Origin of the sequence: Thermotalea metallivorans (assembly GCF_001562415.1) — a bacterium.
GTDB classification, from domain to species: Bacteria; Bacillota; Clostridia; order Peptostreptococcales; family Thermotaleaceae; genus Thermotalea; species Thermotalea metallivorans.
In genome coordinates this window covers 94,831-108,252 of sequence record NZ_LOEE01000027.1, presented here as the reverse complement: position 1 = coordinate 108,252, position 13,422 = coordinate 94,831, and the positions used below count along the sequence as shown (strand labels likewise).

Below are 13,422 nucleotides of genomic sequence, written 5' to 3'. Positions count from 1 at the left end.
AGGGAAAAAGAAGAAGAAAGGCACGAGGGTAGGTAGATAATCGTATGCATATCTGATACAAAATAGATGTAATGGATAATTTTTGCAATGAGATTTTTGAGTTACATCAAGAAATAGAAAAAAATGGGGAGAAATGACTGGAGGGCTTGTACCTTATATTTTTATGGTTTTCAAAGGGTGAGAGGCTATGGTCGATTGCCATATTTTAGATGCAATGAATTTCATATCGTATAAAATCGGTTTCAATTTCAAGGAATTTTATGGAGCGTACGGGGAAAAAACGCTCACACAATCCGTAATCCTCAATACCGTATTCTATGGTTTCTTTTTTCAGAATGCCTAAATACCGTTCAAATCTGATGCTTTCTCCGGGGGCAACCACTACCTGCATATTGGCACTGGATGCTGCCTGACAGCCAACGTCCTGGCCCTTGTCAGAGGGACATACAAAACTGAAAATAAAGTTTATTTTCCATTGATCCCTACAATGAATCTTTTCCGCTCCGGCAAAAATGACTTGATAAATCCCCTTCTTACACTTGGTGCTGGAATGCAATATCTCGGCACCTAAGAATCCTTCCTTGATACACCCATGATCACTCTGCTTCATAAATTCCCCCTCCTTCCTCACTTATAATATATGAAACGAAAGTACTTTGTGATGCTACGACTACAAAAAATAATATATCACCCTGTAAAAAAAGCAATAGGATGAGAAAGAACTCTTGAGATTTTGATTTCACCGCAAAGGGCTGCCAGGGCATTGTTAGGCTGATAGCTTGCGGATAATGTTCAGTTGTTGTGAATAGCTTTTTTCTATCATTTGATGACAGGGTATAATATTTTCCAATATTGGACAAAGAGATGAGAAAAAATAATATAATGAACTTAAATATAAAGCAAGGGGGTTTGATACAATGGGTGATTACAGAGATCTGTGGCAGTCATTGGACATGGATTTGGAAAAGCATGATCAATTGTGTGCAGTATTGCCGGAATTTTATGGGGATATTTATTTATCCCAGGAGAATCGTCCCGAAGGGATGAACTATTTTAATTTTGTGATTTCGGAAATCCATGGATTGAGGGTGCAGGAGCTGGCGGAGCATAGGAAGCAAGGAGGCAAAGTGTTGGGCAGTTTTTGTGTGTTTGTGCCTGACGAGATGATTGTTGCGGCAGATGCCATTGGTGTTGGCCTGTGCGGCGGTTCGGATTTTTGGATTCCCGATGGAGAAAGGGTGCTTCCGAGAAATATGTGTCCCCTGATTAAAGCTTCTGTGGGAGCAAAATTAAGCGGAACCTGTCCTTATTTTCAGTCAGTAGATCTGCTGGTAGGGGAAACAACCTGTGACGGGAAGAAAAAGGCGTGGGAAATTCTTGAAGGGTATGTACCTATGCATGTGATGGATTTGCCCCAGATGAAGCGGAAGAAGGACTATCTGCACTGGATGGATGAGCTCTGGCTGTTCAAGGAAAAGATTGAAAAATTAACGGGGAATGAAATTACCGAGGAAAAGTTGGCCAAAGGAATTCAGCGAATCAATCAGAAGAGGGCCGTGCTGCAAAGATTATACAATACCAGAAAAGCAGAGAATCTTCCCATCAGTGGTAAGGATGTGCTGTTAATTACGCAAATTGCTTTCTATGACGACCCCGAGCGATTTACTGCAAAAGTAGCAGAATTGTGCGAGGAATTGGAAGATAGAATTGCCAAGGGCATAGGGGTCTTCAAAGAGGGTACACCCAGAATTCTTGTGACAGGTACGCCCATGGCGATCCCAAACTGGAAACTTCACCATATGATTGAAACTAGCGGCGGAGCCGTTGTCTGTGAGGAGACATGCACAGGCACCAGATATTTTGAAAATCTGGTAAAAGAAGAAGGAAATACTCTGGAAGAACAAATTCGTGGGTTGGCGGACAGATATTTAGGGATCAACTGTGCCTGTTTTACGCCCAATAAGGGCAGAATTGATGATATTATCCGCCTATATAAAGAATATAGGGCCGATGGGGTTGTATATTACAGCCTGCCTTTCTGTCATACCTATGCTTTGGAATACAAAAAGGTAAAAGAGGCTTTGGATCAGGCGGGAATTCCTGTGATCATGGTTGAAAGCGATTATAGTCTTCAGGATGCAGGACAGATCAAAACGAGACTGGAAGCCTTCTTTGAAATGCTAGAAATTTCCAAAGCCAAAAAGGAAGTGGCGGCTACGGAGTAGGGTGACGCAATGAAAATGCAACGGCAGAGTTATGTATTATTTCCTTCCCATGCCGACGGAATTGCTTTAGAAAAGATTTTGAGATCCAGGGGAATAAAATATGCCATTGCCCCTACGCCAAGGGAATTGAGCAAATGCTGCGGGATATCCATTATGGTGAGGCCGGAGGATGTGACGGTGGTAGAAGAACTTCTAAAGGAGTATACTGATATCCGAACGGAAGGGATTTATACCATAGAGAAAAAGAGGAGAAACTGGTTTGGATAAGGGAGGAGACAGCTTTGTATACTATCGGAATTGATGCGGGATCGGTAGCCACAAAGGGCGTTCTGTTTCAAGGGGATATTGTGGCACAGGTGATCATTCCCACAGGTTGGAGTCCCCAAAAAGCGTCAAAGACCGTTTGTGAACTGCTGCTTCGTCGTGCAAAAATAAAAAGGGAAGAAGTAAAGAAAATCATTGGCACTGGGTATGGAAGAGTGACCATGGATTTTGCCCATAAAGGCATTACAGAAATCAGCTGTCACGGGAAAGGGGCCTTTTTTCTAAACAATCAAATCCGCACGGTTTTGGATATCGGAGGGCAGGACAGCAAAGTTATTCTCTTGGATTACAAAGGGAATGTGCAGGACTTTATCATGAATGACAAGTGTGCTGCAGGGACAGGCAGATTTCTTCAAGTAATGGCAAATCTGTTGGGAGCAGAAATTGAGGATTTGGATCAATTGGCAGAAGGAGCCCGCCCTCAAAATATTACGAGCATGTGTACGGTATTTGCTGAATCAGAAATTATCAGTCTTTTGGCCCAGGGAGTTTCGAAAGAATCCATTGCAGCAGGAATTGTTGCATCTATAGCAAACAAGGCAGCTTTTCTGATGGGGAAATTGAATATATCAGGGGAAGTAGCCTTTACAGGCGGCGTAGCCAAAAGCAGGTTAATCAAAGAAGCCATTGAGAAAAAAATAAAAAGGCCTGTGTATACTGCAGAGGATACTCAAGTTGTAGGGGCACTGGGTGCTGCAGTGATCGGTTGGGAAATGCTTCAAGGATAGGGCAAGGGGTCTGCAATTGACTCCTTGTCCTATCCTTATTGTTTTTGAATAAATTTTATTTTGAAGTTGCAAATCTATATAGAAAAAAGTAAAAATGTTAGTAAAATACAAAAAAAAGAAGGAAATCCATCGAAAGGTGCAAGAAAGAATTCGCAAAAATCAGCAACAATCGCCAAGAGAGCAAAAAAAGGAAATAAAGTTCTGAATATTTGAACTATGCACACAAAAGGAAAAGCCTTGAAAATACTATCTATCAGCTTGTATTAAAAAAATGTAATATAGAGACAACAAATGTTAAGAATTTGTTAAATATAACAGAAGGCAGAATTTTCAATGCACCAGTCCTTGCGGTAAAAAAAGGGCAGAAAAACAATATTGAAATGGAGAAAAGATTTTTATATTATATGAATTGTAAGATTTATGCATCTATCGCCATGACGAGCTGTATGAAAATTTCTATAGCGTCTGAGAGATGTACCCAAAGGAAAGAGATGCAAAACCATTACAGGTTACAATTTTGAGGAAGGACCACCTCAAATGTAATATAACATTTCAATTATAAAAGGGAGGAAAACGTTATGCTAAGAAACAAGAAAATTGCAGCAGTATTGGCACTTGTTTTAATGTTTGCCTTAGTCGTTACAGGATGTGGCGGACAAAAGCCAGCTGAGCAAGGTGAAAATGCGGTACCTGCCAAAGAAGAAATTGTAGTAGCACAAGGTGCTGATGCAAAGTCCCTTGATCCGCATGCAACAAACGATCAACCGTCTTCGAGAGTAATGAAGCAAATTTATAATACTTTAGTAACAGCAAATGAAGACATGGAAATAGTTCCTGGATTGGCTGAGAAATGGGAACAAAAAGATGAAAAAACATGGGAATTTGATATTCGCAAAGGCGTAAAATTCCACAATGGTGAAGAATTAAAGGCAAGCGATGTTAAGTTTACATTAGAAAGAATGCTAAAGTCTGATAAAGTAGCTCATATTGTAGAAGCAATTGAGTCAGTAGAAGCGCCGGAAGATTACAAGGTTGTTATCAAATTAAAAGAGCCGTTTGGACCTATTCTTTCCCACTTGTCCCATACAGCAGCATCTATTTTAAATGAAAAGGCTGTTACAGAAGCAGGAGATAACTATGGTCAAAATCCGGTAGGAACTGGTCCGTTTAAATTCTCCAACTGGCAAGCGGGAGACAAAATTGAATTGGTGGCAAATGAAGAATATTTTGAAGGAGCTCCTGCAATTAAAAAGGTTACTTTTAGAAATATTACCGAAGGAACAAATAGAACCATAGGTTTGGAAACAGGAGAAGTGGATATTGCTTATGACATTGAGCCTATTGATAAAGATAAAGTAAGAAACAATGAAAAATTAACATTGATTGAAGAACCGTCTCTATCTTTAGCATATATAGGTTTTAATGTAAATAAAGAACCTTTCAACAAAAAAGAAGTAAGACAAGCTATTAACTATGCGATCAATAGAGATGATATCATTACGGCTGTATTAAATGGTGCAGGGGAAAAAGCAGGCGCACCGATTGGTCCTAAAGTGTTTGGTCATAATCCAAATATCAAGCCTTACGAATATAATGTGGAAAAGGCTAAAGAATTGATGAAACAAGCAGGGTTAGAAGGTGGATTTAAGACAACTCTTTGGACGAATGACAATCCTGTAAGAGTTCAAATTGCCCAAATTATACAAGCACAATTAAAAGAAATCGGAATTGATGTAGCTATTGAAACATTAGAATGGGGAAGCTATCTTGATAGAACAGCCAGAGGCGAGCATGATATGTTCATTTTAGGTTGGGTAACTGTAACAGGAGATGCTGATTATGGAATGTATGCATTATTCCATAGCTCAGCAAAAGGTGGTGCAGGAAATAGAACGTTCTATGAGAATCCTCAAGTAGATGAATTGTTGGAAAAGGGTAGAACTTCTGTGGATACATCAGAAAGAGAAAAGGCATATTTTGAAGTGCAAAAAATTGTAGTTGAAGAAGCACCGGCAGCAAATCTTTATTATCAAACTCAAAATGTTGGTATGCAAAAAGGTATAAAAGGATTCCGATTGCATCCGGCAGGGCATCACAGATTATTTGGTGTCAGCTATTAATTTAACATACATTGGTGAGACCCTATGCGAGGTCTCACTTTTACTTTGGAAAGGAAATATTAAAAAAAGTTAAGAAAAAAGTAGAAATATGTTTATAAACGGAGGGAGGCAGCATATGCATAAATATGTATTTCGAAGACTATTGATGTTAATTCCCGTACTATTAGGAGTAACATTTATTGTTTTTTCAATTATGTACATGACACCAGGGGATCCTGCCCAAATGATTTTAGGAGAAAAAGCACCGGCGGAAGCGGTAGAAAGATTGAGAGAAGAGATGGGCTTAAACGATCCATTTCTAATGCAATATGGAAGATTTGTCAAGAATGCAATGATGGGCAAATTTGGAAGATCTTACACTACGAACCGAGAAGTATTTGCAGAAATATTTAGTAGATTCCCTGCTACATTGCAATTAGCTTCTTTAGGCGTATTGATTGCTGTTGCAATCGGTATTCCTGTTGGAATTATTTCAGCGACAAAGCAATATTCGTTATTTGATAGTATAAGTATGATTGCGGCACTGATTGGAGTATCTATGCCAAACTTTTGGCAGGGGCTGATGCTAATTCTTTTATTTTCGGTATATTTAGGATGGTTGCCTTCCGGTGGCTACGGAGGATTCGCTAATTTCATCCTTCCTGCCTTGACCCTGGGAACCAGTTCTGCTGCAATTATTACACGTATGACAAGATCTTCCATGCTGGAAGTAATAAGACAAGATTATATTCGAACAGCCCGAGCAAAAGGAGTAAATGAGAAAACTGTTGTGAATAAGCACGCATTGAAAAATGCACTAATTCCTGTAATTACCGTTGTGGGTTTGCAATTTGGATATTTACTTGGGGGTGCTGTGCTTACGGAAACTGTCTTTTCATGGCCTGGGGTTGGAAGACTCCTGGTAGATGCTATTAAGCAAAAAGATACACCGATGGTACAAGCTACCGTTGTTTTTATTGCAGTAACATTTAGTTTTGTCAATCTGGGTGTCGATATTCTTTATGCGTTTGTAGATCCAAGAATTAAATCTCAATACAAGTAGCATATATAGTATGATTAAAGGAGGTTGATGAAATGATAAAGATGACAGAAACACAAGCATCGGTTCCCACTACTCCTAAGAAAAGAAGTATTTGGCTAGAAGTTTTTAGAAGAATGAGTAAAAATAAGATGGCGATGTTTGGCTTGGCAATTATAATTATTTTAGTTCTAACAGCTGTTTTTGCCGATGTAATTGCTCCTTATGAAGAAGTGGCAATCAAGCAAAATCTTGCACAAAGATTACAAGGACCCAGTGCCAAGCATTGGCTGGGAACAGATGAGTTTGGAAGAGATATTTTTGCAAGACTTGTTCATGGAGCCAGAGTTTCCCTGAAAGTGGGTATTGTGGCAGTGGGTATTTCAATACTCATTGGAGGGACATTAGGGGCTGTAGCAGGCTATTATGGAGGCAAGATAGATAATGTGATTATGCGAGCCATGGATATTTTTTTGGCGATCCCAAGTATATTATTGGCGATTGCTATTGTATCGGCACTAGGCCCCAGCCTTTTTAATTTGATGCTGGCAATTGGCATATCATCGGTTCCTTCTTATGCACGAATTGTCAGAGCTTCGGTTTTATCATTAAGAGATCAAGAGTTTATTGAAGCAGCAAGGGCAATAGGTGCCAGTGATTTTAGAATTGTGACAAAGCATATCGTCCCTAATGCCTTAGCACCCGTAATTGTACAAGGAACTTTAGGGGTTGCAGGTGCAATACTTTCTACGGCAGGCTTGAGCTTTATCGGTTTAGGCATTCAGCCACCGGCTCCCGAGTGGGGTTCTATGCTTTCAGGAGGAAGAGCATATCTGAGATATGCATGGCATGTAACCACTTTCCCAGGACTGTTGATTATGATTACAATCTTAGCATTAAATCTATTGGGTGACGGCTTAAGAGACGCTCTGGATCCTAAGTTAAAACAATAATACCTTACCATAGAAGGGAGTGTATGACATGAGCAAAGCAGAAACAAAAGAATTGTTAAATATTAAAAACTTAACGATTCACTATATCACGGAAGATGGAACAGTAAAAGCTGTGAACGGTATAGATATCCAGTTGAATAGAGGAGAGACCTTGGGTTTGGTGGGGGAAACAGGTGCCGGCAAGACAACAACGGCTTTGGGCATCCTAAGGCTTGTACCGAATCCTCCAGGGAAAATTCTCGGTGGAGAGATATTCTTTGAAGGGGAGGACCTATTGAAGAAATCGGAAGTGGAAATGAGACACATCCGGGGCAACAAGATTTCGATGATCTTCCAAGACCCCATGACATCTTTAAACCCCGTATTGACCGTGGGCGAGCAGATCGCAGAAGTGATTCAGATTCATGAAGGCCTAGGCAAACAGGATGCCATTGAGAAAGCAAAAAAGATGCTGGAGATGGTTGGGATTCCCGGCAATAGACATAGTGAATATCCTCATCAATTCTCCGGCGGTATGAAGCAAAGGGTAGTGATTGCCATTGCTTTGGCATGCAATCCTCAATTGTTGATTGCGGACGAACCAACAACGGCGCTGGACGTAACCATTCAAGCCCAGGTATTGGATTTAATGAACAATCTGAAAAAGGAATTCCAAACGGCCATGATTCTGATTACCCACGATTTAGGGGTAGTGGCTGAAGTTTGCGATAAGGTAGCCATCATGTATGCGGGAGAAATTGTAGAAACGGCTTCTTTAGAAGATTTATTTGAAAATCCCAAACATCCTTATACTTGGGGACTCTTCGGATCGATTCCAAACCTTGAAGAAGAGGTGGAACGATTAAATCCTATCAAGGGGCTAATGCCGGACCCGACAAACTTGCCGTCCGGTTGTCCATTCCATCCAAGATGTCCAAAGGCAGCGGATGTATGTAAAAAACAAATGCCAAAGACGACGGATTTAGGGAACGGACACAAGGTAAGATGTTTAATCTATGAAGGAATCGTGAAAGCATAGGAGGTGGAAGCATGGCAGAAAAACTATTAGAGGTCAGAAATCTCAAAAAATATTTCAAAGTAAAGAACGGATATTTGCATGCCGTTGACAACGTGAATTTTTTTATTAATAAAGGTGAGACGTTAGGGGTCGTAGGGGAATCGGGATGCGGCAAATCTACTACAGGCAGAGTTGTACTAAGATTGTTGGAAGCTACGGACGGAGAAATATTGTTTGAAGGGAAGAATATCAGAACATTTAATAAAAGCCAATTGAGGGATCTGAGAAAAGAGATGCAGATTGTATTTCAGGACCCCTATGCATCCTTAAACCCAAGGATGACGGTAAGCGAGATCATCGCAGAGCCTCTGCTGATTCATAAACTGGTAAAGAATAAGCAAGAATTGGATAAGAAAGTTGCATCCTTGATGTCTACGGTAGGATTAGCGGAAAGATTATATAATGCTTATCCCCATGAGTTGGACGGGGGAAGAAGACAAAGGATCGGTATTGCCAGAGCCCTTGCGGTGAATCCCAAGTTTATTGTATGCGATGAGCCTGTTTCTGCGCTGGATGTATCCATTCAGGCCCAGATCTTAAACTTAATGCAAGACCTGCAGGAAGAATTCGGGTTAACCTATATGTTTATTACCCATGACCTTTCCGTTGTGAAGCATATTTCCGATAATATTGCCGTAATGTATCTGGGACAACTGGTGGAACTGGCCCCGGCAAAGGAACTGTTTAAAAATCCGTTGCATCCGTATACAAAGGCCCTTTTATCGGCAATTCCTGTACCGAGCATCAAACACAAGAAGGAAAGAATCCTGCTCAAGGGCGAAATTACTTCTCCGATCAATCCACAGCCGGGATGCCGCTTTGCAAAGCGTTGTCCTCATGCTACCGACGCTTGTACAAAACAAGACAGTACATTGAGAGAAATATCACCGGGACATTTTGTGGCGTGCGATTGTTTAGAGGTGATCAAGTAAAGGCCATCATGCAAAATAGGGATACAGCAATGATCTGTATCCCTAAATTTTGCAGACAAACCCTTGAGATTTGGCTTCCTGTGCAGGCCTGCGGCGTTTTCCTGAATAAAAGAATGAGGGAAAATCGGTTCCGGGATTAGTAGCCGATGTGGCCGAAACCTCCCCATCCGAATAAAACAACCAATAGCAAGAAGAAGAACAATAGGGAATCATTATCTCCAAAGCAGCTTCCGCCAAAGAATCCGCCGTTGAAGAATAGGACGACCAAAAGCAGGAAGAAAAACAACAAGGATGTATTGTCACCAAATCCGGCGAAAAAACCTTTTTTTGCTTCACTCATAGCCTATAACCTCCTTGATTTCTGAACATTGGGTTTTGCACCTAATGTTATAGTATGACAGGATGCGAAAAAGGTTACAGAGGATTCCTTTTTTCACAGAGGAAAAAATTTTGCAATTTTTGAATTATTGGTTTACAATTTTATGGGTAATGGTATAATGTATATGGAAAAACTTATTTTGTATAAAAGACCAATGGAAAATCCATTGGTCTTTAAAGTATTGGCATCCTTTTCTTAGCCCCAGGGAAAAAGTCCCAGGCAGAGGATAAACAACAAAAATTTAACTTGTTGCAAAATATTAGTTTTCATGGCATTTTTATGTTATAATAGTAAGGATTAAGGTATAGACTATCATGGCAAATCTTTTTCACAACAAACCCGTAAACTTTAAGCACATTTTAAATATAGAGGAGGAACAAATTCAATGAATTCAACAGTAGTAAAAAAAGAGAATAATGAAGTAACCTTAAGGATTGAAGCAAGTGCTGAAGATTTTGAAAATGCGGTGCAAAAAGCTTACCATAAAATGAAGGGGAAATTCAATATCCCCGGATTTAGAAAGGGCAAAGCACCTAGAAAGCTAATAGAGATTCATTATGGGGAGGGTGTATTTTATGAGGAAGCAATCAACACCATCTTCCCTGAAGCATATGAGAAGGCAGTAAAGGATCATGGCTTAGATCCCGTGGACAGACCGGCTGTTGATATTGAACAAATTGGAAAGGGGCAAAATCTGGTACTTACGGCTACAGTAACGGTGGTGCCGGAGGTGGTCCTGGGAGAATACAAAGGTATAGAAGTAGAGAAAAAAGAGTATAATGTAAAAGAAGAAGATGTGGAAAAGGAAATCGAAAGATTAAGGGAAAGAAATGCAAGGCTGATTGCTGTAGAAAGACCTGTCAAAGAAGGAGATACTTTAATTATTGATTATGCAGGGTTTGTAGGAGATGAACAGTTCGAAGGCGGAACTGCTGAAAGACAAACGCTGGTCATCGGGTCGGGACAATTTATCCCCGGATTTGAAGATCAGCTGATCGGAGCAGAGGCCGGGCAAGACGTAGAAGTAAAGGTAACATTCCCTGAGGCATATCATGCAGCTGACTTGGCGGGTAAAGAGGCCATCTTTCAGGTAAAAATCCATGAAGTCAAGGAAAAAGAGCTGCCTGTATTAGATGACGAGTTTGCAAAGGATGTCAGCGAATTCGATACCTTGGAGGAATTAAGGGCGGATCTTCGCAAAAAGCTCGAAGAAAGTGCAAAAAATAGAGATGAAAGAGAGTTAAGGGATGCAGTCGTGAAAAAGGTTACAGAGAATGCACAAATAGATATTCCCGAGATCATGGTGGAGCATCAATTGGATGATATGCTGAACGAGCTGGATTATCAGTTGAGATTCCAAGGTTTAAATTTGGAAACATATCTTCAATATATGAATCAAAAAGAAGAAGACATTAGAAACCAAATGAGAAATGATGCATACAATAGAGTAAAAACCCAGCTAACCCTGGAAGCAATCGCTAAGCAGGAAAATATTGAAGCAGATCCGGAAGAGATCGACGCAGAAATTGAAAGATATGCAAAACAGTATAATACCGACGCGGAGAAGTTCAGGGCTTCCCTAAAGGAATCGGATTACGGATACATGAAAGAGGGTATCAAAGTAAGAAAGACGATAGATTTTTTAGTGGAAAATGCAAATGTGACAAAATAACGGCAACGAATGGGGGTAAAGAAGATGCCTTTAATTCCAATGGTAATAGAGCAGACCAATCGGGGAGAAAGGTCCTATGATATTTATTCAAGACTTTTGAAAGAAAGAATTATATTCATAGGAGATGAAATTAATGATCATACGGCAAGTTTGGTGGTAGCACAGCTGCTGTTTTTAGAATCTGAGGATCCCGACAAGGACATCAGCATCTATATTAACAGTCCCGGAGGATCTATCACTGCCGGAATGGCCATTTATGATACAATGCAATTCATCAAACCGGATGTGTCCACGATCTGCATCGGCATGGCAGCAAGCATGGGTGCGTTTTTGCTGGCAGCCGGTGCAAAGGGAAAAAGATTTGCCCTTCCCAACGCTGAAATTATGATTCACCAGCCCTTGGGAGGAACACGGGGCCAAGCGGAGGACATTCGTATCCATGCGGAAAGAATTTTAAAGATGCGGGATGTCATTAACCGAATTTTAAGTGAGAGAACTGGACAGCCGTTGGAGAAAATAGCAAGAGATACAGATAGAGATTTCTTTATGGATGCTGCTGAAGCCGTAGCCTATGGTTTGATAGATAAGGTGATCACTTCTAGGAAATAAGACAAGAGAGGTGTAATAATGTCAAGATTTGATGAAAAGAAGCAGTTAAAATGCTCTTTTTGCGGTAAATCTCAGGATCAGGTGAGAAGGCTTATTGCCGGACCCAGTGTGTATATATGTGATGAATGTGTCGAATTATGCCAGGAAATTATTCAGGAAGAATTTGATGAGCATATGGAAATGGAGATGACAGATTTACCGAAGCCCCAGGAGATTAAAAATGTACTGGATCAATATGTTGTGGGACAAGAAAGGGCAAAACGAGCATTGGCTGTAGCAGTGTATAACCACTATAAAAGAATTAACCGGGAAGGCAAACCGGATGATGTAGAGCTCCAAAAAAGCAATATCATCATGCTTGGACCTACGGGATCAGGAAAAACTCTGCTTGCCCAGACATTAGCAAGAATTTTGAATGTTCCCTTTGCCATCGCCGATGCTACTTCCCTTACGGAAGCAGGTTATGTGGGCGAAGATGTAGAAAATATCCTGCTAAAACTGATTCAGGCAGCCGACTATGATATAGAACGGGCGGAAAAGGGGATTATCTATATTGATGAAATTGATAAGATTGCCAGAAAATCAGATAATCCTTCTATTACCCGCGACGTAAGCGGTGAGGGTGTACAGCAGGCACTGCTGAAAATTTTAGAGGGAACGATCGCCAGCGTACCTCCTCAAGGAGGAAGAAAACACCCCCATCAAGAGTTTATTCAAATTGATACCACCAATATCCTGTTCATCTGCGGCGGCGCCTTTGATGGAATCGATAAGATCATTCAAAGACGTATCGGACAAAAATCCATGGGCTTTGTAGCGGATATTCAGAGCAATATGAAGAAGGATGTTGGAGAATTGCTCAACCGGATTCAACCGGAGGATTTATTGCGATATGGTTTAATTCCAGAGTTTGTGGGAAGGGTACCGGTGATTGTGACCCTGCATGAATTGGATGAGGAAGCCCTCGTCAAGATTTTGGTCGAACCCAAAAATGCTTTGATCAAACAATATAAGAGACTTTTTGAAATGGATAATGTAGAGCTTGAAATCGATGAAGAAGCCCTCAGAGCCATTGCCAAAAAGGCCATTGAAAGAAAAACTGGTGCCAGAGGGTTAAGAAGCATCGTAGAAAATATTATGCTGGATGTGATGTATGACATTCCATCCAGGGAAGATGTGGAAAAGTGTGTTGTTACAAAAGAAACCGTTGAAAATGCAACGGAACCTACATTGCTTCTTTCCGATGCCAAAAAGAGAAAGAGCAAAAAGAAAAAAGAAGAAACTGCTTCTTAGTCAGTAGGCGGATCTGCGGATTCGCCTACTATATTGTTTTTCCTCCATTTTTTGTCCATCATAGGAAGGATTCTTCATTCACATACTAATAGAAACAGGGACGAAAGGAGGA

General features: G+C 40.6%; 13 protein-coding genes. 11 read left to right on the top strand and 2 right to left on the bottom strand.

The window, feature by feature from the left end:
* Positions 1-205: 205 nt before the first annotated feature.
* On the bottom strand, positions 206-610 hold the full coding sequence (locus AN619_RS05120) for a hypothetical protein (RefSeq protein ID WP_068555422.1): 405 nt from the start codon (positions 608-610) through the stop codon (positions 206-208).
* 307 nt (positions 611-917) lie between these two features.
* Between AN619_RS05120 and AN619_RS05115 the strand changes: the two genes are divergently transcribed.
* The 8 genes from AN619_RS05115 to AN619_RS05075 all read left to right on the top strand — a co-directional run bounded on the left by AN619_RS05115 (position 918) and on the right by AN619_RS05075 (position 9,357).
* Positions 918-2,225 (top strand): double-cubane-cluster-containing anaerobic reductase, encoded by a 1,308-nt coding sequence (locus tag AN619_RS05115; protein WP_068555421.1) that lies wholly within the window; start codon positions 918-920, stop codon positions 2,223-2,225.
* Between the two features lie 9 nt (positions 2,226-2,234).
* Positions 2,235-2,492 carry a DUF3343 domain-containing protein gene (locus AN619_RS05110; protein WP_068555419.1) on the top strand — a complete coding sequence of 86 codons (258 nt, stop codon included), beginning with the start codon at positions 2,235-2,237 and terminating at the stop codon, positions 2,490-2,492.
* Between the two features lie 14 nt (positions 2,493-2,506).
* The gene (locus AN619_RS05105; RefSeq protein WP_068555417.1) at positions 2,507-3,277 is read left to right on the top strand and encodes an acyl-CoA dehydratase activase; all 771 of its coding nucleotides are present in this window, start codon (positions 2,507-2,509) and stop codon (positions 3,275-3,277) included.
* Between the two features lie 578 nt (positions 3,278-3,855).
* A complete protein-coding gene (locus AN619_RS05095) occupies positions 3,856-5,397 on the top strand; it encodes a glutathione ABC transporter substrate-binding protein (protein WP_068555413.1) in 1,542 nt (513 codons plus the stop codon).
* A 115-nt stretch (positions 5,398-5,512) separates the two neighbouring features.
* Positions 5,513-6,439, top strand: a complete 927-nt coding sequence (nikB, locus tag AN619_RS05090) for a nickel ABC transporter permease (protein WP_068555411.1) — start codon at positions 5,513-5,515, stop codon at positions 6,437-6,439.
* A gap of 32 nt (positions 6,440-6,471) precedes the next feature.
* The gene (gene nikC / locus AN619_RS05085; RefSeq protein WP_198153243.1) at positions 6,472-7,368 is read left to right on the top strand and encodes a nickel transporter permease; all 897 of its coding nucleotides are present in this window, start codon (positions 6,472-6,474) and stop codon (positions 7,366-7,368) included.
* Positions 7,369-7,396: 28 nt separating this feature from the next.
* Positions 7,397-8,386: an ABC transporter ATP-binding protein gene (locus tag AN619_RS05080; protein ID WP_068555409.1), complete on the top strand. Its 990-nt coding sequence runs from the start codon at positions 7,397-7,399 to the stop codon at positions 8,384-8,386.
* An 11-nt stretch (positions 8,387-8,397) separates the two neighbouring features.
* On the top strand, positions 8,398-9,357 hold the full coding sequence (locus AN619_RS05075; RefSeq protein ID WP_068555407.1) for an ABC transporter ATP-binding protein: 960 nt from the start codon (positions 8,398-8,400) through the stop codon (positions 9,355-9,357).
* 136 nt (positions 9,358-9,493) lie between these two features.
* Here AN619_RS05075 and AN619_RS05070 read toward each other — a convergent pair whose 3' ends face one another.
* A complete protein-coding gene (locus AN619_RS05070; RefSeq protein ID WP_068555406.1) occupies positions 9,494-9,697 on the bottom strand; it encodes a hypothetical protein in 204 nt (67 codons plus the stop codon).
* Positions 9,698-10,121: 424 nt separating this feature from the next.
* Here AN619_RS05070 and tig point away from each other — a divergent pair, with 424 nt between their 5' ends.
* The 3 genes from tig to clpX are packed head-to-tail and all read left to right on the top strand — an operon-like array spanning position 10,122 to position 13,310.
* The gene (tig, locus tag AN619_RS05065; protein ID WP_068555404.1) at positions 10,122-11,408 is read left to right on the top strand and encodes a trigger factor; all 1,287 of its coding nucleotides are present in this window, start codon (positions 10,122-10,124) and stop codon (positions 11,406-11,408) included.
* Positions 11,409-11,432: 24 nt separating this feature from the next.
* A complete protein-coding gene (clpP, locus tag AN619_RS05060) occupies positions 11,433-12,017 on the top strand; it encodes an ATP-dependent Clp endopeptidase proteolytic subunit ClpP (RefSeq protein ID WP_068555402.1) in 585 nt (194 codons plus the stop codon).
* 18 nt (positions 12,018-12,035) lie between these two features.
* Entirely contained in the window at positions 12,036-13,310 is a 1,275-nt protein-coding gene (clpX, locus tag AN619_RS05055; RefSeq protein WP_068555400.1) for an ATP-dependent Clp protease ATP-binding subunit ClpX, read from the top strand.
* The last annotated feature ends 112 nt before the right edge of the window (positions 13,311-13,422 follow it).

What these genes read in the sequence shown, in the direction of transcription:
- clpX (WP_068555400.1), top strand. Translation starts at nt 12,036, where the DNA reads ATGTCAAGATTTGATGAAAAGAAGCAGTTAAAATGCTCTTTTTGCGGT.
- AN619_RS05115 (WP_068555421.1), top strand. Translation starts at nt 918, where the DNA reads ATGGGTGATTACAGAGATCTGTGGCAGTCATTGGACATGGATTTGGAA.
- clpP (WP_068555402.1), top strand. Translation starts at nt 11,433, where the DNA reads ATGCCTTTAATTCCAATGGTAATAGAGCAGACCAATCGGGGAGAAAGG.
- AN619_RS05120 (WP_068555422.1), bottom strand. Translation starts at nt 610, where the DNA reads ATGAAGCAGAGTGATCATGGGTGTATCAAGGAAGGATTCTTAGGTGCC.
- tig (WP_068555404.1), top strand. Translation starts at nt 10,122, where the DNA reads ATGAATTCAACAGTAGTAAAAAAAGAGAATAATGAAGTAACCTTAAGG.
- nikC (WP_198153243.1), top strand. Translation starts at nt 6,472, where the DNA reads ATGATAAAGATGACAGAAACACAAGCATCGGTTCCCACTACTCCTAAG.
- AN619_RS05075 (WP_068555407.1), top strand. Translation starts at nt 8,398, where the DNA reads ATGGCAGAAAAACTATTAGAGGTCAGAAATCTCAAAAAATATTTCAAA.
- AN619_RS05080 (WP_068555409.1), top strand. Translation starts at nt 7,397, where the DNA reads ATGAGCAAAGCAGAAACAAAAGAATTGTTAAATATTAAAAACTTAACG.
- AN619_RS05070 (WP_068555406.1), bottom strand. Translation starts at nt 9,697, where the DNA reads ATGAGTGAAGCAAAAAAAGGTTTTTTCGCCGGATTTGGTGACAATACA.
- nikB (WP_068555411.1), top strand. Translation starts at nt 5,513, where the DNA reads ATGCATAAATATGTATTTCGAAGACTATTGATGTTAATTCCCGTACTA.
- AN619_RS05095 (WP_068555413.1), top strand. Translation starts at nt 3,856, where the DNA reads ATGCTAAGAAACAAGAAAATTGCAGCAGTATTGGCACTTGTTTTAATG.
- AN619_RS05110 (WP_068555419.1), top strand. Translation starts at nt 2,235, where the DNA reads ATGAAAATGCAACGGCAGAGTTATGTATTATTTCCTTCCCATGCCGAC.